Source organism: Dubosiella muris, from assembly GCF_004793885.1.
Classification (GTDB): Bacteria; Bacillota_I; Bacilli_A; order Erysipelotrichales; family Erysipelotrichaceae; genus Dubosiella; species Dubosiella muris.
Genome location: NZ_SRYG01000019.1, coordinates 22,302 through 40,979 on the forward strand (window position 1 = coordinate 22,302; position 18,678 = coordinate 40,979).

The window sequence follows — 18,678 nt, forward strand, 5'->3', positions numbered from 1 at the left end:
CTCTTACCGGTAATATTTGACCACTGACCAAAAAAATCCCCTCTTCGTATCCATTCTTCGTATAATCAAAACCAAGGAGGGATGACATGAAAGTACAGATCCAACTCGACCCGGAAATCACCGCCCCATATATCACGATCCACGCCAGCGCCTTGACACCCGATATTGAACAGCTCATCGACGCCTTGTCCACAAGCGAGGCGCCCATCGCTGCCATGAAGGAAGACCGGATCGTCCTTTTACGCCCCGAAGATTTGTACATGGCGCGGGTGGAAAACGGAACCGTGTTTTTCTACACCGCCACCGAAAAATACGTGTCCAAAAAACGGCTGTACGAACTCGAACAGCAACTCGGCTACGCGATGATCCGCATCTCGAAAACGACCCTCGTCAACATCCGGTTTATCGACTACGTCGAACTATCGTTTGGCGGCGCGCTGCTGCTCAAGCTCAAAAACAAGGAGCAGGACTACGTTTCGCGCAAATACTTGCCCGCCTTCAAAAAGGCCATCGGCATCTAGGAGGAACTTATGAAAAACAACATCAAACAAATCATCATCGACTCGCTCATCAGCATCGGCATCGCCTGCACGCTTTTTTGTCTGATTGGTATGGTATTCGACCAAATTGGTCACGGCATGTTCTCTCTGGACGGGTACCGCTTCACGAAAATGGTGCTGGGCTGTATCGGCATCGGCCTGGGATTTGGCGTGCCAACGATCGTGTACCAGGACCAGCGCCTGTCCCGCGCCACGCAAATGACCATTCACCTTGGTATCGGCCTTGTCGTGTATACAGCGATCGCGATGTCGCTTGGCTGGATGGGCGACCCGAGCCATCCGCTGTCTTTTTTCGCTATCTTTGCCGGACAAATCGCTCTCGCCCTGGGCATTTTCCTGATTTTTCGCCACTACAACTTGAAAGAAGCGAAAAAAATCAATGAGCAACTCCAGAAGCGCGATTCCCGCTAAGGCGTCTTTTCAAGAACAAAAAAGACCCTTTCGGGTCTTTCACGCCTTATCGCAATACGAGAATGTTTTCCGCCTGCTGGCCGCGCTTTCCTTCGCCGATTTCAAATTCGACTTTTTGTCCTTCTTCCAAAGAACGGAATCCGTGGCCCGCGATGTTCGTGTAATGCGCGAAAATGTCGCGATCCGAACCATCAATCTGGATAAATCCATATCCTTTCTCGTTGTTAAACCATTTTACTTTGCCTGTACTCATGTTCAGTACCTCCTTCATTTCGTAGAAGAAATCGTTTCTTTTACAAAAAATGATCGCCATGACCGGTCCTTGTATTGAGAAACACATACACACTAGAACCAATAATAACGATCAGTTGAAGTCCTGAAATTTCTTTTACTAGAGTAAGTATACCATATTTATTCAAAGAAACAAGCGATTTACCCCTCTTTTTGCGTTTTTACAGCGAAACCGCCATCTCGGTTTGTCCGGTTTCCTCCAGCCGCGCCTCCTGCTCCCGCTGTTTTCTCAAAATGGTCGTCGCCGGTTTTTTAATCCACAGCGCGATGCCCAGAAACAACGCGGCCAAACCAAGCGAAATCGGATAAATCGCCATGATGGTCGCGAACGTCGGCGCGAGCGGGAACACGAAATACACCCACGTGATCCGCGAGCCGCAAATCGCCACCGTCGTCAAAACGGCCGGCATGAGCGAAATGCCAAAGCCGCGCAAATATCCCGAAATCGTGTCGTACGTCAGTGAGAAGATATACGCCGGAAAAATAATCATCATGCGCAGAAAACCGGTTTCGATGACTTCCGGATCCCCGTTGAAGATGCCTAGCAGCCCCCGGCCCATGCTGATAATCAGCAAAATCGCGACGATCGTCAGCGTCGCGCTTTCCACCAGACACACTTTCAAAATCTGCTTGCAGCGCGCCACCTGGTTGGCGCCATAGTTTTGGCCGACAAACGTCGTGCACGCCTGGCCAAACGAAGCGAGCACGTTGAACGCGAAAATCTCGATGTTCGTCGACGCGCTGCTGGCCGCCATCACGATTGTGCCCAGCGAGTTGGTCGCTCCCTGCACGATCACGTTGGCCAGCGAAAACACCGAACTCTGGATGCCGGCCGGCACGCCGATTCGCAAAATACGTACGAGCACGCCCCGGTTCATAGATAAATTTTTTACATCCAGACAAATTTCTGTTTTCGAACGCAGAAGCTTGATCAAAAGAAGGATCGAACTGATCAAATTGGAAACGACCGTCGCGATGGCCACACCCTCGACCGCCATGCCCATCCCGATCACAAACACCAGATTGAGCACGACGTTGACGATACCCGACATCGTCAGCACCATCAGCGGCGTTTTCGTGTCGCCCGCGCCTCGCAAAATCGCGGCCTCGAAATTATAAAGCAGGATTACCGGCATGCCGAGCATGTAAATGCGAAAATACAAAACCGCCATTTCCATGACTTCCTCGGGTACGTTGAGCGACGCGAACAACGGCGCGGCGATTATCTCGCCCACGACGCCCATGAGCACACCGCCAAGCAGCGCGAGAAGGACGGAAGTGCCAATCGCCGAACGCACGATCGTATGATTGCCCGATCCCAGCGCGTTGGCGATGACCACGTTGCTGCCAAGTGAGATCCCCACAAAAAAATTGAGCAGCAGCGCCACGACCGGCGCGTTGGCTCCGACCGCCGCCATGGCGATGGCGCCCCGCTCTTGCGTAAACTGGCCGACGACCGCGATATCAGCGGCGTTGAACAGCTGCTGTAAGATCCCGGTCGCGGCCAGCGGCAGCGCGAACAGTAAAACCGGTTTCCATAAAGAACCGGTCAGCATGCTGGATTCCAGCTTAAAAGACTTTTCCATACGACTTCCCCTTCCTTTTCTCTATGCATCTTCATTATAGACTCGATTGGAAAAAAAATCTTTGTTCCTCGAAAAGATGAAACAGCGTTTCGCAAAAAAGGCAAAGCCCGCGCTTTGCCTTCCCTCTTTATTTTTGATTCAAATGTTCAATGATCGCGCCGACCGGCTCCTCGATCAGACGCCACTCCTCTTCGGTTTCGATCGGGCCTACCTTGCTTGGCACGCCGTTCTCGTCTTTTTCCAGCAGCCTGCCCACAAGCACTTCCACTTTTTCCGCTTCGGTTTGCGCGGGCACGTACAACACGTACTCGTTGTTGTTTTCCTCGTCGACAAGACTGGCGAGCACCTGATACGTAAGACCGTTCATTTCAAAACGGGCCGGTGCGCTCTTCTCCTCGATTTCAACCGTTTCCGCCGCTTGCGACCGGTCGATCGCCGCCATCAGCTCGGCCTGATGCACATCCAGCGCGTCCGAAACGATTTTCCACTCTTCCGGCGACTCGATGGAACAAAGCGGCGACTTTTCAACATCGGGATCGTAGCTGGACACAAGCACCTTGACGTTTCCCTTTTCGTCTTTCGAATCGTCGGTATAGACGACAAAATGCTTGCCGGCCTCTTTATTATAAAACGTCAGCAACGTGCGGTACGTGATTTCCTTTCCGTCTTTTTCGACTGTGAATGTTTCTACCATATTCATTCCTCCTATCTTTTTTTATTATTGGTGTTTCTTGATCGTTTTCCCATTCGAATGACCCAAAAAGCAGAAAAAAAGAGAAAGCGTCTTGATTCGACGTCTTCCTCCCGTTTGCCTATTTCGCTTTCTTTTTATAATAGCGCGTCATGAACGCGTCGCGGTACTCCTCGAACCGGTCCTCCAAAATGGCTTGGCGAATCTCCTCCGTCAACCGGATGATGAATCGCAAATTGTGCTGCGTCGCCAGGCGGAAATACTCGTAGCGCGTCGGCTTGTCTTCCGACTTGAGCATCGTGTAAAGCTGCTTGCGCGTATATCCTTTTCGACAGGCCGGGCAGTCGCAGCCCGGTTCAAGCACCTCGTCGCTTTCCTTGAACTTGTTCAAGGCGTAGTAGCCGTCATGCGTGTAAATACGGCCATGACGGGCTTCCCGGCTTGGCGCCACGCAGTCGAACGTGTCCGCCCCCATCAGGGAGCCAATCAAAATATCGTCCGGGTGCGACAGGCCAAGCAAGTGGCGCGGCTTGCCTTCCGGCAGCTCCTCGTTGCACCAGCGCAAGATATCGCCCAGGTTGTTTTTCAAAAACGCGCCGCCAAGGCCATAGCCGTCAAAGTCCATTTGTCCCATCTTTTTGGCGGTCGAGCGGCGCAAGTCCTCCCAGCGTCCGCCCTGGAGCACGCCGTACAACGACTGCTTGTAGCCCAAGTCGTACTCGTGTTTGCGATGCTCGTCGAGCGAGATTTGCGCCCAGCGTTCCGTCCGTTCCAGCGCCTCCACGTTGTATTCGTACGAATCCGCCAGCGACGTGAGCTCGTCGAACGCCATGTGGATGTCCGCGCCGATCCGGCACTGGATCTCCATCGACTCCTTCGGTCCAATAAAGTCAAGCTCCTTCGTAACCGGATCGGTAAACTCGATGCCCGTTTCCGTCACGAGCGCGAGCCGCTCCTCCTTTTTGCGGTTCGTCACTTCCTTTTCCCGTTCCATGCTGACGACTTTGCCAAGTCCCGAGCCAAGCGACATGACTTGAAAGCCGCCCGAGTCCGTCAATGTCGGTCCGTTCCATTTCGACCACGCGGCCAGCCCGCCTTCTCTGGCGATGTCGGGCGAGGCGTTACGCAAATGGTATCCGTTGGAAAGCATGGCCTGGGCACCGATTTCCCGCAAGTCCTCGGGCGATAAAAACGGCACCTGTCCTCTTGTGCCGACACACATGAAGGCCGGAGTCATGATGTCGCCGTGCGGCGTGTGGATGATACCGGCCCGGCCGAGCTGTCCCGGGATTTGTTTTACGATCTCAAACCAAAAGGTGTTGTTGTTGTGATATGCACTCATAAATTCCTCAACTTCTTCTCAATACCGATCTCGACGGGCGAAAGCACGACTTCCAGTGCCAGACCGAGCACGTACGCGAACACCGCCTGCGCCAGAAACTCGTTGAACGGCAGCACCCCGATAAACGCGATCGTTTCAAATACCGCGGAGTCGATGATGTGCGCGAACACCGAGGAGCCAAGGGCCCGGGCGATAAAGCTACGCGCGAACACGCCGTTTCCGTTTTTCATCTTCGTGAACAAATGCGTGTTCAGCAAGTTCGAACCCAAATAGCCGCAAAGCGAGCCCGCGATGATGCGTGGCGAGAACCCGAGTACCGAAGCGAACGCGTCCTGCATTTCCCATCCCGGATACGGCGGCAGGGCGATGACGATATAAAACACGAGCACCGCGATCACGTTGACGAGAAATCCCGCGTAGATGATCGAGCGCGCCGTCTTTTGTCCAAACAGCTCCACGATCAAGTCCCCTATAATATATGTAACGGGAAACAGCACGACGCCGCCGTCCACGGCGATGCCGCCCAGATTCCACAACTTGATCGCGCAAAGATTGGATATCAGCAAGGATCCGGCCGATATCGCGATAAAGTAAATCAACAATTTCAATTTCTTCTCTGACATACCTATGAATTATAGTCTTGGATGCCGGAAAAATAAAGCCCTGCGAACGAGCAAAACGACGATCCTCCCTTGTTTTTATCCCATGCAGAGAAGACCCCCACTGAACGCCAGGCTCAATGACGGGATGAATCTTCATGGGCGTTCGATATTGTTTTGGCGGTTTTGACATAAAATTTCTTTTCTAAATGCATATTATGTTACAATAGAACTGGATAAAAGGGGTGTCAACCCATGGCCTATGCTGTCGATCGAATCGTCATCAAACGAAACCATACCCTCTATCCATATTGTATGGACGTATGCCAAAAAAGCAAGAACATCTACAATGCCGCTCTTTTTCAGCTTCGCCAGGTCTTCGCCTCGAAAGGCAAGACAAACCTCCATCCGCTTCAATTGGAAGCCAAACGCCAATGAGACGCGTATCTTCCCGAGATCCAAAAGAAACAGCCTTCGTTTGACAACCCGTTCGATACCGGGAAACTTCCATCCTATTTGACTTTGTTCCGTCTGTTTACCGTATCCAACCATCCGGACTATTTCGCCAAGGGACTTCCTCGTCATACGGCGCAGCACATGATGAAACAGGCGTGCCGGGATTTCGACACGTATTTCAAATCGTTGAAGGCGTGGAAAAACAATCCATATGGATAAAGACCGAATCCTCCTCGATACGTCAAAGCGCAATACAAGACAGCCATCCTATCCAATCAGGAGTGCAGGAACTACGACGGGATGCTCAAACTTCCCCATGTCAAAGAGCGCATCCCATGCCGTCGTATGGAAGAAGGGCGCTTGAAAGAAGCGAAGATTGTGCCCTATCATGACGTGTTTTTGATCATGCTGACTTATGAGACGAAATCAGTCAAAGCGTGCAGACAACCCAAACAAGTCGCCTCGATCGACCTCGGTGTGAACAATCTCGCAGCCATCGCGAACAACATAGGGAAACGTTCCCTCTTGTTTTCGGGGCGGGTATTGAAAAGCATCAAGGAAGAGGAATCACGCACGTTGTCACGATTGGCGTCCAGACAAACGATCGGGACGGAAATCAAATTGAAAAGCTCGAAAAGAGCGAAAGCGATCTACCGCAAGAATGGACTGAGGACTACGGATTTCCTGCACAAGACAGCCAATGCCATCATCCAGTGGTATGTCGAAAACGACATCGACACATTGGTCGTCGGATGCAACAAGGAATGGAAGCAAAACGCCGAACTTGGCTCGAAAAACAACCGCATCTTCTGCCGTATCCCGTTCTATGCCTTACGACAGAAGCTGAAATACCGTTGCGAGCGGGAAGGCATCCGATATATCGAGACGGAAGAAGCGTACACCTCGAAAGCGTCGTTCTATGACGAGGATGGTTTTCATGCGGACGGTTTGAGTGGAACGAGAACGACGAGAGGAAATTACCGGCGCGCGAATGGAGAGATATTGAACGCGGATCTGAACGCGGCCGCCAACATTGGAAGGAAGGTTTTTCCTGAATTGTTCAAAACGGACAAGGTGGACCTGCGCCACATCAAAAGGATCGTGCATCCGGAGCTGGCTTAAAACAAAACCATAGCTGGGCAAAGTCGAAAAGGACCGAACCAGTAAGGGCATCTCATGGATATGCCCGGATAGTTTCTGAAAGAAAAGGGTGCGGAAATCGTCCGATTCCACTTCTCTCTGTCAGGTGTTATCTGAAACCTTACCAGAACGTAAGTTCAGGCGAGGTAATTCATTCGAGCGCGACCATTTCCGGATTGGTGCGAAAGTATTTGGCCCGGCCCAGTTTGCTGCCAATCAAATAGTTTTGCCTCTCCAAATTTCCAATGACATTTTTGCGAAAATAAGTGGAATCGCTAATGCCGAGGAATTTCGCGATTTCCGATATTTTGTGCGTCCGGTAAAAACAAAACTCCAATACTTTTTGATCATACCGGGTCCCGTTTTCCACGGGAACGAAAGAGAGTCTTGGCGTCGCGTCGTCCACGATTCCTTCCGAATACGTAAGGTCCGGCAAAACGATCGTAAAGTCATCCGAAGAGGAAAAGATGTAGGGCCGATGCTTTCGATTGGCATCCCGATACTCCAACATGATTTTATCGAATCCCGTTCCTGCCGCTTCCATCGCGTTGCACAACACCAAAACCGAAGCAATCAATTCGTTTCTCCTCTTCGAAATAATGGACGAAAGATCGTATGTTTTCGCAAGCTGCTCTCCTTGATAGAAACTGCCAGGCGATGAAATTTCAAGACGATCCCGAAACAAATCGACCTGGATCTGCGTTCCATCCAAATAGTAGTTGCGGTGGGCGATGGCGTTGATCACCGCTTCAAATAAAGCGCGCGAAGGGAAAGCGTCGATATTTTTCCGATGATTTTCCTCCTTGATCATCGTATGATTCATCCTCTGCTCTACAAATTCCAGCATGTAGTGAACCGAATCCATGAGATTTCCTTCAAACCGATTGACGGTGACGATCCGGTTGCTTCCTTTGCTGAATCCTGAAAACACAGAACATTGCACACTCGTTTTCTTTCCGTCATACGTATCGGAAAACAACAAGGCGCCATTGGCTAAATATCCTTCTTCGTTGAAAAATCCCATCGAACGAAGCGCTTTTTCAGGCAGTTCTTTTCCCTGATTATTTTGCGCGTAAAACGCCTGGAGCGTCGTGAAGTTGGCCGGATCATACAGCTGATCCGAAAATTGAATGTCATATTGTGTGTTTTTGCTTTTTACACTCATATCAATGATTTCCTCATACGACGCTCCATTGGTAAACCCGTCCCGACGTATAAAGATCGACGGGACGCCTTTATATTTGCAGAGAACCGGCTTGATCCTTGATTCTTTTACATGGATTTGAATGATAAACCGTTCCTTTTCCCGCACTTTGTACGGAAGAAAAGAAATAGATAGATTCGGTCTTGGAACAATATGCTCATTGATTATATTATTGAAATAATTCCGTTCGTTATCCGCTTCGATTCGGTCAAACCCGATGAGTTTATTCGTCTTGTCTTCCACCCCGATATACAAGCAACCGCCTTGCGCATTGGAAAAGCCCGCGATGGTTTTTAACCATCCAAGCGTATCCTCCCGATTCAGTCGGGACTTGCATTCCACTTCCATATCTTCCAGCAAAATCACGTTGACTAATTCCTCCAAACACATAGACTCCCCCCCTTTTTTGCATTTTCGCTCCATCTACTTCAAACTTACTTCAACGTTACTTCAAAGTCACTTCAACATCAACTTCACTCCACTTCACGCTCAACTATGCTAAGATAAACCTATGGTAAACACGACTTTAGGATACATCGAACACGATGGAAAATACTTGATGATCCATCGAATCAAAAAGAAAAACGACATCAACAAAGACAAATGGATCGGGATCGGCGGCAAAATGGAGCCGGGCGAAACGGTGCTTGACTGCATGAAGCGCGAATGCAAGGAGGAAACCGGCCTCGATTGGCATGATCCGACGCTTCGGGCCATTATCACCTTCAACTTCCAAAAGGACGAAACCGATAGCCTCTTTTCCGAATTGATGTTTTTGTATACCGGAAAAGATTTTTCCGGAGAACTCATCGAATGCGACGAAGGCGAGCTCGTATGGATCGAGAAAGACAAAATCAAAAACCTCCCCTTGTGGACGGGGGACTTGATTTTCCTCGATCTCATGCAGCAGGATATTCCGCTTTTTTACCTTCGCCTAGACTATGTCGGCGACCGGCTCGTGCTTGCCGAACTCGATGGAAAAAAACTGGAAATTTAAAGAGCGTTCCAATTGGCACGACCATCCGGATATGGTTTAATACAGGTGAGCTAAAACAAAGCTCACTTCATAATCAAATTCCCTTTCTTAAAACTTTCTTGGAAAAAGGCCTCGTCGGAGGCCTTTTTTCTTTGTGTGACGCAAAAAAAATAGACAAGAGTCATAAACGATTTTATAATAAAAAGCCGAAAAGAGGGAATTTGTATGGGAACGATCGTGAATGTGGGCGCCATTGTCGCTGGTGGTCTGGGCGGCATGCTCTTAGGAAAATATTTAAAACAATCGACGCAGGAACTGCTGATGAAAATCAACGGCGTGTGCGTGCTGTTTCTCGCCATCTCGGGCGCGATGGAATCCATGCTCCACGGCTCGTTTTCCATGATGCTCATCGTCTCGCTTGCCATCGGGGCGATCGTTGGCGACTGGATCGACATCGAAGGCTGGCTTGAACGCTTTGGCGCGTGGCTCAAGCAAAAAAGCGGCAACGCCAAAAACAAGCTGTTCATGGAAGGGTTCGTCACGACCACGCTGACCGTGTGCATCGGCGCGATGGCCATTGTCGGCGCTATCCAGGACGGTGTGTTCCACGATCCATCCACGCTGTACGCCAAGTCACTGCTCGACTTCATCATCGTGTTCGTCTTAAGCGCCTCTCTGGGCGTCGGGTGCGTGTTTTCCGCCATCCCCGTCGGCCTGCTTCAAGGAACGATTACCGTCTTGTCGTCGTTTCTCGTGTTTTTGCTCGCGGACGGGGCACTGGACAACTTGTCCGTCGTCGGCAACGTCCTCATCTTTTGCGTGGGCGTCAATTTGATTTGGCCAAAAACGATCAAAGTCGCCAATTTGCTGCCCGCCTTGCTCATCGCCCTTTTCTTATAAAAAAGTGAGCGTTTCCATTGGCACGACCATCCGGATATGGTTTAATACAGGTGAGCTAAAACAAAGCTCACTTCATAATCAAATTCCCTTTCTTAAAACTTTCTTGGAAAAAGGCCTCGTCGGAGGCCTTTTTTCTGTTATGATAAACCAAAAAGGAGGAACTTATGGATTTTCTTACCCGCCTCGAGCTGGATTCCCCATGGACACAAAGCGAGCAAGTCGTCGTGAACCACATTCTCGCCAACCCCGAGTCCGTTCTGGCCACCACCCCAAAACAACTTGCCCAAACGTGCTACGTTTCCACCTCCTCCTTGTATCGGCTGCTTTCCAAACTCGGCCTCGACGGGTTTTCCACGCTGCAAGCCGAGATTTCCAAATCGCTGCTGCACCGGGAAAAAGAAAAGGCGGATGTCGACAAAAATTTTCCGTTTTCCCATATGCAGACGCACTACGAAATCATCGAACAGCTCAAGGCCGATTACGACAGCACTCTGGCCAGCCAGAAAAACTTGTTCGACCTGTACAGCTTGTATGAAGCGTGCAAAGCGATGCGCAACGCGAAAGCGATCGACTTGTACACGTCGGCCGGCAATCTGGGCTTCTTTAAAAACTTCCAGTTCCAGCTGCGCGAAATCGGCGTAAACGTCCACATGGCCGAAAACGACTACGAGCAAACGCTCATGGCCGCCAGCGCCGGTCCCGACCATCTCGCGATCGTGCTCACGATGGAAGGACGCTCTTCAACGATTCCCGCCATCGCCTACGCGCTCGAACAATCGCGCACCCCCGTCATCCTGTTGAGCGCGCCCGGATACGAAAGCGTCTTTCAAAATGTGAAAGCGCATTTATGGATCGACCACAACGAGCACCATTACCGCAAGATTTCCTCGTTCGCGACAAGAATGAGCCTGTTGTACACGCTCGACGTCTTGTACGCCATTTACTTTCAAACAAGCTACGAGGAAAACCTTGACAAAAAGTTTTTGTATTACCACCGGCTCAACCCGACAATCGACGACTGACACGAAAATCCCATCGTTCGCTTTCAAAACGAAATTTCGATGGGACTTTTTTTTCGTATTCCCTCCGTTTCCGGCATTTCCGCTTTCGTTTTCCTATACTAAACATGCAAGGAGGCATTGAATATGAACCAACCAAAAATCTTGTTTTTCGATCTGGATGGCACGCTGCTTAACAGTGAAGGCATCGTGACCGAAAAAACATTGTCCGCTTTGAAAAAGGCGCGCGAGGCTGGCGTGCTGTTGGGACTAAGTACCGGCCGGGATGTCAACAGCGTCGAAACGCTGCTGCCAAAATGGAAGCTCGATTCGATTATCGACATCCTCGTCGGAACGGGTGGCGCGGAAGTGGCGGACCGCAACTGGAACCGGATCCAGTCCGCGTTTCCACTGGATGGAGCGCTCATTCACGAAATCATGGACCACTATGACGATATGGACGTCAACTTCGCGATTCCATACGATGGCATCCTGTACGCCCCGAAAGACGACCGCCACATTCAAAGTTTGTCGAAAGCCGACCATGTTCCATACAAAGTCGTCGACTTTGACGCGTTTCTCACCGAGCCCAAGCCAAAAGTGATGATTGTCTGCGATCCGGAAACCATGGATCAAGTTGTGGAAAGAGCAAGCACGTTTGCCAATGAGCGATACAAGTCGGCCGCCCTGAAAACCGCCAGCATCTTGTATGAATACATGGATCCGCGCATCAGCAAGCCGCTCGGCATCCAGATGGCCATTGAACCATTTGGCATGACGCTTGAGGATGTGTGCGCGTTTGGTGACGCCGACAACGACCACGACATGGTGCTGCAAGCCGGGATTGGCGTGGCGATGGCCAACGGCTCCGACGCCACGAAGCGCGTGGCCGACTTCATCATTGGCGACAACGACCATGACGGCATCGCCGATTTTATCGACACATTTCTTTTACAGGAGGGAAATTCATGAAAATTCGCTTGTTTTGCAACGCGGGCATGTCCACCAGCCTGCTCGTTGAAAAAATGAAAGAGGCGACCAAAGAAGAAGGCCTTGACGCCGATATCGTCGCCTACCCGCTCAACGAGCTCGACCGCCATATCGAAGGCATCAACGTCGCTTTGCTCGGCCCGCAAGTCGGCTATCAAAAGAAATCGCCGACAAGCACAACGTCCCGCTCGATGTCATTTCAATGACCGACTACGGACGCATCAACGGCCAAGCCGTTTTGGAGCAGGCAAAAAACTGATCTCCTCAAAACGTTAAGCAAGGACAACTCCTCAATCTTTTATCCTCCGGGAAGGCCAGGCCTTCCCTTTTTCACGCAAAAAAGGGACCGAAGTCCCTCCGCATTTATTTCGCGTATTGCAGCGCTTCCTTTCCGGTTTCGCCCGAGGAGATCCGGATGACGTTTTCCACGTCGTACACGAAGATCTTGCCATCGCCAATCGACCCGGTATACAACGCTTTGCGCGCCGCGTCGACAACCTTTTGTACCGGCACTTCCGATACGACGATTTCGACTTTCATCTTCGGCAGCAGTTTCGACTCGACTTCCGCCCCGCGGTAGTACGTCGTCTGTCCTTTCTGGACGCCCATGCCCATGACATTGGCGACCGTCATGCCGCCGATTCCGATTTGATCGAGCTCTTTTTTCAACGCTTCGAACCGGTCCGGTTTCGTAATGATCGTCACTTGCGAGAAAGCGCCTGTTCCATCTTTCATCCGCACCGGCACCGCGTCCTCGACATCAACGACTACGCTGTCTTTTTTCGGCACATCGACTTGAATCGGCGCGTAAGGGCTCATTTCCGTCGCCATCGTGAATCCGGCGTACGCGCTTTCCAAGCCATGCTCCTCTTTATCAAGACCCATGATTTCCTCGTGCGGGGTCACGCGCAAACCAATCGTCTTTTTGATCAAATAGAAGGTAATGAAAATCGTCACGGCCGTCCACACGCCGATGCAAAGCAAGCCAAACAGCTGGACGAGCAGCTGATCCCATCCGCCGCCGTAAAACAGGCCGGCCGCTTCCGGCATCGTTTCGGTGCCGCACGCGAACAATCCAACCGCGATCGTCCCCCACAGCCCGTTGGCGAAATGCACCGCCACGGCGCCGACCGGATCGTCGACGTGCAGTTTATAATCGAGCAGCCATACCATGAAGCAGCAAATCAAGCCGGCCACGATGCCGATGACGCAAGCGCCAAACACGTTGACCGCGTCGCATCCGGCCGTCACGGCGACCAGTCCGGCCAGCGCGCCGTTGAGTGTCATCGACACATCCGGCTTGCCGTAACGAAGCCACGTGAACACCATGACCGCGCATGCCGCCAGCGCCGGCGCGACTGTCGTCGTGGCGAAAATCGTCGCGAGCTGCACCCCGCTTTTCGCGGCCGCCCCGTTAAATCCATACCAGCCAAACCAGAGGATGAACACGCCCAGCGCCCCGATGACAATGTTGTGTCCAGGAATGCCGTGCGGCTTGCCGTCGGCGTCAAACTTGCCAATTCTGGCGCCCAGCATCGCCGCGCCGATGAAGGCGCAAATCCCGCCCGCGAAGTGAATAACGGCCGATCCCGCGAAATCGTGGAATCCCATCGCGGTCAAAAATCCGTCCGGTCCCCATACCCAGTGGGCCTCGATTGGATAAATGAGCAAGCTGATCACAAACGAGTACACGCAATAGGAAATAAACTTCGTTCGTTCCGCCATCGCGCCGGAAACGATCGTGGCGGCCGTGGCGCAAAATACAAGGTTGAAGGTAAACGTCGACCAGTCGGTGGTCGCGAAATCCGTCAGCGGATGGGCGCCCCAGCCAATCCAGGGACTTCCGCCCGTTCCGCAAAGCAGGCTGAATCCTAAAATCAGAAACGCGACGGTTCCCAAACAAAAGTCCATCGTGTTTTTCATGATGATGTTGCCGGCGTTTTTCGCCCGCGTGAATCCCGCTTCCACCATCGCGAATCCGGCTTGCATGAAGAAAACCAAAGCGGCTCCGATCAGAAACCAAATCCCAAAGACTTGACTCAATACTTCTTCCATCATATCTACTCTCTCCTTTTCGATTGTTCCAAAAAGCGAAAAAGACGCTTATCGACCCGATCCCCGTTGATCAAGTCCATAAGCGCCTTTGCTTCGAATTGGATGTCCTAAGAATACGCCTCTTTTTTCGAATATGCAAGTCTTTTTCATACTTTTTTGAAAAAAATTAAATCTATTTCATTTTCTTTCTTTTTGTTACAGAGTGGCATTCGAGGCGAAACGACCTGTTTTTATCCGAGCGCCACATCGAGCGCGAGCATGAGCGTGAATCCGACCGCGAACCAAAGCGTTCCCACGTTGGAATGCTTGCCGGCCGACATTTCCGGGATGAGTTCCTCGACGACAACATACATCATCGCGCCGGCCGCGAAGCTGAGCAGCACCGGCAGGACGGGCACGACATAGCGCGCGGCCAAAATCGTCGCCACCGCGGCGATCGGCTCCACGACGCCCGACAAGACGCCATAGCCAAACGCTTTCGCCTTCCCCATGCCTTCCGATTTTAACGGTAGCGAAATGATCGCCCCTTCGGGAAAGTTTTGAATCGCGATGCCAAGCGAGAGCACCATCGCGGAAGCGAGGGAAATCATTCCGTTTTGCGCCGCGCCGGCCAGCACCACGCCAACCGCCATGCCTTCCGGGATGTTGTGCAGCGTGACGGCCAAAACGAGCATCGTGCTTCGATTGAGCGCCGCCTTGACCCCTTCCGGCTCGTCGCTGCCTTGATGCAAATGGGGAACGACATGATCCAGGATCCATAAAAACAAAATCCCGATCCAAAAGCCCGCCACCGCGGGCACGAACGCGAACGCTTCCAGCGATTCCGATTGTTCCATGGCGGGCACGAGCAAGCTCCAAATCGAGGCGGCGACCATGACGCCGGCCGCGAATCCGGTCAGCGCGCGCTGGGTGCCGGCATGGACGTTGTGTTTCACAAAAAACACGCAGGCGGCGCCCAATGTCGTTCCGAGAAACGGAATGAGCACCCCTTGTAATAGTTCCATTGACATTGTGTGGTTTCCTTTCTTTTGCCCCCATTATACAAAAAAAAGCCACGATCGCCTGTTTGAACGCTATTCAAAACAGCCAGAACGTTTCGCAAGGAACAAACGTCATCCCAAGCTTTCGCTGCAAAGAAAGAGAGTTTCCGTTGTCGGCGAACACATCCGCGTAAGGCGTGAATCCTTCCGAAAGCATTTGTCCAATCATGAATGTTTCCAGCTGCGCGCCAAAGCCATGCCGCCGAAACGGTTCGAACACTTCAAGCAGTCCCATGCTACCTTCCGCGTGGCGGCCGACAAACCCGATCGGCGTTTGTTCGTGTAAGGCGATCCAAAGATACCCGTTGTCAATGTAGGCGGCCAGCTCCTCCCGCTCGAGCAAATCGTAACGGGAGGTGATGAAATCCAAATCATCGGCCCGCGCCTTCCGGAAGGAAAGCGTCAAAGCTGTCGCCGGGGCTTTCGAATTTGGCCAAACGACCAGCTGGCAGGCGTGCGCCGAGGAAAACCCAAGCGTCACCATGGCAAGATCCCGCGCTTTCTTCCCTTGCACCATCATCACCTCGACCTTTTGGCGATCCAGCCCGGCCAGCCACGCCCGACACACGGACTCGTTTGGCTGGCGCAGCATCCACACGCCGGAAGGCGCTTCGACCAGCTTTCCCTCTTTGTCGTGGCGCACGACCCGTCCACCTGCCTGGATGGCGTTTTCAAAAGGAATATCCACTTTATTTCTCATTTTCAAAACCTCTTTTCCACAAAAAAAGGCAGTCGCGCTGCCTGCTGTATATTTAACCGAAATACGCCGATTTTTTTTCTTCTTCCCGCCGTTTAAAATGGTCGTTCAAAACGTCACCCCACATTTTTCGGCGAACCGGAAGAATCGCCAATTTCACTTTTCCGCCTTCCATTTGCAAAGCGGTTTGTTCATTCAGCAAAATCGAACATTTGGCATATTGTCTATCATTCTTGTTCACGTCAGGCTCCTCCATTACCTTTATTCACTTTTACTATACGCTTGAAAGCTCAGAAACAAAACCTGAAAAGCGTTTACATTTTTCCGTGTTTTTTGACATGGCCGGCACCATTTTTGGGAAAATTTCCAATCCTCGTTTCAGCATTATTTACTTTTTTAAATTTCCTATGTAGGATAAAATAAAAAGGAGATTTGGTATGCAAATAGTACAAGGTGAAAAAGATAGAACCTTCTTTGAAACACTCAAAGAAGATTGTTCTACTGAAATAAAAAAAAGTAAATTTCTGCCCAAAGATTTATGGGAGACCTATTCCGCTTTTTCAAATACAAATGGTGGAACAATTTATTTAGGAATCAAAGAAAATTCTCCTAAAAATATCATCTTAGGCGTCGAAAATCCTAGAAAAGTAATTGATGATTTCATTGTCACTTGCCGAAATCCAAGTAAAGTAAACTATGATAATTCCAATGAGGAAAATATAACCTTAATTAACATTGATGGAAAAACGATTCTTCAAATAGATATTGAAGAAGCTCCTTTATCCAAAAAACCAGTTTTTTGTGGCGGAAATATTGAAAATTCATTTATCAGAAAAGGAAGTGCTGATTTAAAAATGACAAACGATGAATTACGCGCTACGTTTAGAAACGCAAAGCCAGATATGGATTCTTTGTCAGCACCTAACACTTCTTTAGATGATTTAGACTCTCCTACAATAAATCGTTATAGAAAAAAATTTAATCAGCAATATCCTAATCGTTTTGAATCATTATCTGATACAGATTTTCTTATAAGAATCGGTGCTATTTATCTTCAAAAAAATAATACTTATGCTATTAAAAGAGGAACTTTGCTCTTTTTAGGTAAATATCAATCAATTAAAAAAGTTTATCCACATTTTCATCTGGATTATTTTAATCGTATCTCCGGGCAGAATAGATGGGATGATCGCATTGCTTCTGACGAATTTTATGATTTTGAAATGAATGTATACAACTTTTTTAATATAGTTTGGGAAAAATTTCTCAATAGCTTTAATTCCCCTTTCGCATTAGATGAAAATTTAGAAAGATCGAATCCTAGGGCAATCGAAGTATCTTTACGCGAAGCTCTTGTAAATTGTTTAGCACATGCGGATTATGAGCAATCCTATCCGTCTATTAAAATCGAAATTCATAATGGCGTTTATATTTTTGAGAATCCTGGTCAACTTCTAATTCCAATTAATCAATTTACTCAAGGAGGAGAGTCTCGACCTCGCAATGAAATGCTTATGAGTTTTTTTAGAAATTGCGGTTTTTCCGAAAGACAAGGTTTTGGTGGCCAACAAATATTTGGGACTTCTTTAAAATGGAAATTTAGAACACCAAAAATAGAAACCGACTTAGAAAAAACTCGATTATCTATCTGGACTGTTAAATTTGCTGATAGCTACCCCGATCTAACGGAAAAAGAGATACTTATAATCAATTATTTGACAAACTACCCTAACCCTAAGGCAAAAAAGGAAATCCAGGAAGCAACAGAATTAAGTGAATACCATACTAAACAAACCTTAGACTCGCTTTGCAAAAAAGAAATCATCAAACGTGTCGGAAAATCTGTAGCCACAAAATATACAATCACTCGTTCGAATCAAGAACTTCTTACATTAACGAAAGAGGCACTGAATATTCTTGCCAAGCAATTATAAATGAGATTTGCTGGAGATTTGCTGGAGATTTTTGCCTGCAACTATTAAAAAAATCAAATTAAATAAGGAGTAACCACTTTACTTAAAGTATGATATTCCTTTTTTAGCTTTGATTTGCTGGAGATTTGCTGGAGATTTGCTGGAGAAATCATTTCCCGCTCCCTGACAATTCCCCTTTGGCGATCGCCCTGCTGTTTGTTACAATGGATGCAACAGAAAGTATAAAAACACAAAAGAGGAGAAAACAAATGGGAATGGATTCAACAAAAAGAAAAGGACCAAAACAATTCGAGGCAAGCAAAAACGAGCTTTATGCGATTTTTCGCAAACGCCCTTTTTCCCTGGAAAAGGCGCAGCGCGTCTTGTCGGATTTTCAACAACTTGGACTGGGAAACGACTCGTTTGGCGAATTGTGCTTGACCTTTATCGACCTGGCTCTTGACTACGGGGAAACAAATGAAGCCGGCTTTTGCGACGCCGTATTCGACACGTATTACGAAGTCGCGGGCATGGCAGGCGAGGACGAGACGCTTTACGAGCAATGGAAAGACCATCTTCAAACGATCCGTGACAAAGCGATCGTTTCCTGGCCCGGCTTTTCCGATTATATGCACGACATGGCGTTCATCATTCCTTGGGCGGAAGACGAGTAACGAACGACCGGCAACGCAAAACAAAAAGGAATATCCGCGTTCGAACGAAACGGGTATTCCTTTTTTTACGGGCAGAATATAAAAAAAAATGAGAGCCGACGCTCTCAAATTGTATATAACATGCTCTTTTCTTTCGGGTGTCTTTTTATGTAGAG

20 protein-coding genes and 1 pseudogene are annotated in these 18,678 nt (G+C 49.5%); 11 read left to right on the plus strand and 10 right to left on the minus strand.

What is annotated here, in order from left to right:
• Window positions 1–86 precede the first annotated feature (86 nt).
• A complete protein-coding gene (locus tag E5336_RS09175; RefSeq protein ID WP_135980825.1) occupies window positions 87–521 on the plus strand; it encodes a LytTR family DNA-binding domain-containing protein in 435 nt (144 codons plus the stop codon).
• A 9-nt stretch (window positions 522–530) separates the two neighbouring features.
• Window positions 531–971 (plus strand): DUF3021 domain-containing protein, encoded by a 441-nt coding sequence (locus tag E5336_RS09180; RefSeq protein ID WP_135980826.1) that lies wholly within the window; start codon window positions 531–533, stop codon window positions 969–971.
• 46 nt (window positions 972–1,017) lie between these two features.
• Here the strand turns inward: E5336_RS09180 and E5336_RS09185 are convergent, their stop codons facing one another.
• From E5336_RS09185 to E5336_RS09205, 5 genes are all read right to left on the minus strand, one after another.
• Window positions 1,018–1,224 carry a cold-shock protein gene (locus E5336_RS09185; protein ID WP_135980827.1) on the minus strand — a complete coding sequence of 69 codons (207 nt, stop codon included), beginning with the start codon at window positions 1,222–1,224 and terminating at the stop codon, window positions 1,018–1,020.
• Window positions 1,225–1,423: 199 nt separating this feature from the next.
• The gene (locus tag E5336_RS09190) at window positions 1,424–2,848 is read right to left on the minus strand and encodes an MATE family efflux transporter (RefSeq protein WP_135980828.1); all 1,425 of its coding nucleotides are present in this window, start codon (window positions 2,846–2,848) and stop codon (window positions 1,424–1,426) included.
• A 127-nt stretch (window positions 2,849–2,975) separates the two neighbouring features.
• Window positions 2,976–3,542 carry a DUF1292 domain-containing protein gene (locus E5336_RS09195; protein ID WP_168353628.1) on the minus strand — a complete coding sequence of 189 codons (567 nt, stop codon included), beginning with the start codon at window positions 3,540–3,542 and terminating at the stop codon, window positions 2,976–2,978.
• Between the two features lie 118 nt (window positions 3,543–3,660).
• Window positions 3,661–4,881, minus strand: coding sequence for a tRNA guanosine(34) transglycosylase Tgt (gene tgt, locus E5336_RS09200; RefSeq protein WP_135980830.1), 1,221 nt, complete (start codon window positions 4,879–4,881; stop codon window positions 3,661–3,663).
• Window positions 4,878–5,504 (minus strand): queuosine precursor transporter, encoded by a 627-nt coding sequence (locus E5336_RS09205; protein WP_135980831.1) that lies wholly within the window; start codon window positions 5,502–5,504, stop codon window positions 4,878–4,880. The genes tgt and E5336_RS09205 overlap by 4 nt, the downstream gene beginning before the upstream one ends.
• A gap of 498 nt (window positions 5,505–6,002) precedes the next feature.
• Here E5336_RS09205 and E5336_RS12450 point away from each other — a divergent pair, with 498 nt between their 5' ends.
• Together E5336_RS12450 and E5336_RS09210 are read left to right on the plus strand one after the other, a co-directional pair.
• Window positions 6,003–6,155 (plus strand): hypothetical protein, encoded by a 153-nt coding sequence (locus tag E5336_RS12450; protein ID WP_168353629.1) that lies wholly within the window; start codon window positions 6,003–6,005, stop codon window positions 6,153–6,155.
• A gap of 36 nt (window positions 6,156–6,191) precedes the next feature.
• Window positions 6,192–7,058: pseudogene (locus E5336_RS09210) on the plus strand (RNA-guided endonuclease InsQ/TnpB family protein); the annotation flags it as partial.
• 169 nt (window positions 7,059–7,227) lie between these two features.
• On the opposite strand, the gene E5336_RS09215 reads toward E5336_RS09210, so the two are convergent.
• Window positions 7,228–8,670, minus strand: coding sequence for an ATP-binding protein (locus tag E5336_RS09215; protein WP_135980833.1), 1,443 nt, complete (start codon window positions 8,668–8,670; stop codon window positions 7,228–7,230).
• Window positions 8,671–8,791: 121 nt separating this feature from the next.
• Between E5336_RS09215 and E5336_RS09220 the strand changes: the two genes are divergently transcribed.
• From E5336_RS09220 to E5336_RS09240, 5 genes are all read left to right on the plus strand, one after another.
• Window positions 8,792–9,277: an NUDIX hydrolase gene (locus E5336_RS09220; protein ID WP_135980834.1), complete on the plus strand. Its 486-nt coding sequence runs from the start codon at window positions 8,792–8,794 to the stop codon at window positions 9,275–9,277.
• A 204-nt stretch (window positions 9,278–9,481) separates the two neighbouring features.
• Entirely contained in the window at window positions 9,482–10,156 is a 675-nt protein-coding gene (locus E5336_RS09225) for a DUF554 domain-containing protein (protein ID WP_135980835.1), read from the plus strand.
• Window positions 10,157–10,320: 164 nt separating this feature from the next.
• Window positions 10,321–11,178, plus strand: a complete 858-nt coding sequence (locus E5336_RS09230; protein WP_135980836.1) for a MurR/RpiR family transcriptional regulator — start codon at window positions 10,321–10,323, stop codon at window positions 11,176–11,178.
• Window positions 11,179–11,301: 123 nt separating this feature from the next.
• On the plus strand, window positions 11,302–12,126 hold the full coding sequence (locus tag E5336_RS09235; protein ID WP_135980837.1) for a Cof-type HAD-IIB family hydrolase: 825 nt from the start codon (window positions 11,302–11,304) through the stop codon (window positions 12,124–12,126).
• Window positions 12,123–12,350, plus strand: a complete 228-nt coding sequence (locus E5336_RS09240; protein WP_277820838.1) for a PTS sugar transporter subunit IIB — start codon at window positions 12,123–12,125, stop codon at window positions 12,348–12,350. The genes E5336_RS09235 and E5336_RS09240 overlap by 4 nt, the downstream gene beginning before the upstream one ends.
• A 157-nt stretch (window positions 12,351–12,507) precedes the next feature.
• On the opposite strand, the gene E5336_RS09245 is transcribed toward E5336_RS09240, so the two are convergent.
• From E5336_RS09245 to E5336_RS09260, 4 genes are all read right to left on the minus strand, one after another.
• On the minus strand, window positions 12,508–14,199 hold the full coding sequence (locus tag E5336_RS09245) for an ammonium transporter (protein WP_338400922.1): 1,692 nt from the start codon (window positions 14,197–14,199) through the stop codon (window positions 12,508–12,510).
• Window positions 14,200–14,429: 230 nt separating this feature from the next.
• Window positions 14,430–15,203, minus strand: a complete 774-nt coding sequence (locus tag E5336_RS09250; RefSeq protein ID WP_277820839.1) for a ZIP family metal transporter — start codon at window positions 15,201–15,203, stop codon at window positions 14,430–14,432.
• 73 nt (window positions 15,204–15,276) lie between these two features.
• Window positions 15,277–15,939, minus strand: a complete 663-nt coding sequence (locus tag E5336_RS09255; RefSeq protein WP_135980840.1) for a GNAT family N-acetyltransferase — start codon at window positions 15,937–15,939, stop codon at window positions 15,277–15,279.
• A 52-nt stretch (window positions 15,940–15,991) separates the two neighbouring features.
• Window positions 15,992–16,177: a hypothetical protein gene (locus E5336_RS09260; RefSeq protein WP_135980841.1), complete on the minus strand. Its 186-nt coding sequence runs from the start codon at window positions 16,175–16,177 to the stop codon at window positions 15,992–15,994.
• 196 nt (window positions 16,178–16,373) lie between these two features.
• Between E5336_RS09260 and E5336_RS09265 the strand changes: the two genes are divergently transcribed.
• A complete protein-coding gene (locus tag E5336_RS09265) occupies window positions 16,374–17,870 on the plus strand; it encodes an RNA-binding domain-containing protein (RefSeq protein ID WP_135980842.1) in 1,497 nt (498 codons plus the stop codon).
• 254 nt (window positions 17,871–18,124) lie between these two features.
• Entirely contained in the window at window positions 18,125–18,523 is a 399-nt protein-coding gene (locus tag E5336_RS09270) for a hypothetical protein (protein ID WP_135980843.1), read from the plus strand.
• The last annotated feature ends 155 nt before the right edge of the window (window positions 18,524–18,678 follow it).

Bases quoted from the DNA above. Each gene is read 5' to 3' on its own strand.
- E5336_RS09175 (WP_135980825.1), top strand. From the start codon at position 87: ATGAAAGTACAGATCCAACTCGACCCGGAAATCACCGCCCCATATATC.
- E5336_RS09180 (WP_135980826.1), top strand. From the start codon at position 531: ATGAAAAACAACATCAAACAAATCATCATCGACTCGCTCATCAGCATC.
- E5336_RS09185 (WP_135980827.1), bottom strand. From the start codon at position 1,224: ATGAGTACAGGCAAAGTAAAATGGTTTAACAACGAGAAAGGATATGGA.
- E5336_RS09190 (WP_135980828.1), bottom strand. From the start codon at position 2,848: ATGGAAAAGTCTTTTAAGCTGGAATCCAGCATGCTGACCGGTTCTTTA.
- E5336_RS09195 (WP_168353628.1), bottom strand. From the start codon at position 3,542: ATGGTAGAAACATTCACAGTCGAAAAAGACGGAAAGGAAATCACGTAC.
- tgt (WP_135980830.1), bottom strand. From the start codon at position 4,881: ATGAGTGCATATCACAACAACAACACCTTTTGGTTTGAGATCGTAAAA.
- E5336_RS09205 (WP_135980831.1), bottom strand. From the start codon at position 5,504: ATGTCAGAGAAGAAATTGAAATTGTTGATTTACTTTATCGCGATATCG.
- E5336_RS09215 (WP_135980833.1), bottom strand. From the start codon at position 8,670: ATGTGTTTGGAGGAATTAGTCAACGTGATTTTGCTGGAAGATATGGAA.
- E5336_RS09220 (WP_135980834.1), top strand. From the start codon at position 8,792: ATGGTAAACACGACTTTAGGATACATCGAACACGATGGAAAATACTTG.
- E5336_RS09225 (WP_135980835.1), top strand. From the start codon at position 9,482: ATGGGAACGATCGTGAATGTGGGCGCCATTGTCGCTGGTGGTCTGGGC.
- E5336_RS09230 (WP_135980836.1), top strand. From the start codon at position 10,321: ATGGATTTTCTTACCCGCCTCGAGCTGGATTCCCCATGGACACAAAGC.
- E5336_RS09235 (WP_135980837.1), top strand. From the start codon at position 11,302: ATGAACCAACCAAAAATCTTGTTTTTCGATCTGGATGGCACGCTGCTT.
- E5336_RS09240 (WP_277820838.1), top strand. From the start codon at position 12,123: ATGAAAATTCGCTTGTTTTGCAACGCGGGCATGTCCACCAGCCTGCTC.
- E5336_RS09245 (WP_338400922.1), bottom strand. From the start codon at position 14,199: ATGGAAGAAGTATTGAGTCAAGTCTTTGGGATTTGGTTTCTGATCGGA.
- E5336_RS09250 (WP_277820839.1), bottom strand. From the start codon at position 15,203: ATGGAACTATTACAAGGGGTGCTCATTCCGTTTCTCGGAACGACATTG.
- E5336_RS09255 (WP_135980840.1), bottom strand. From the start codon at position 15,939: ATGAGAAATAAAGTGGATATTCCTTTTGAAAACGCCATCCAGGCAGGT.
- E5336_RS09265 (WP_135980842.1), top strand. From the start codon at position 16,374: ATGCAAATAGTACAAGGTGAAAAAGATAGAACCTTCTTTGAAACACTC.
- E5336_RS09270 (WP_135980843.1), top strand. From the start codon at position 18,125: ATGGATTCAACAAAAAGAAAAGGACCAAAACAATTCGAGGCAAGCAAA.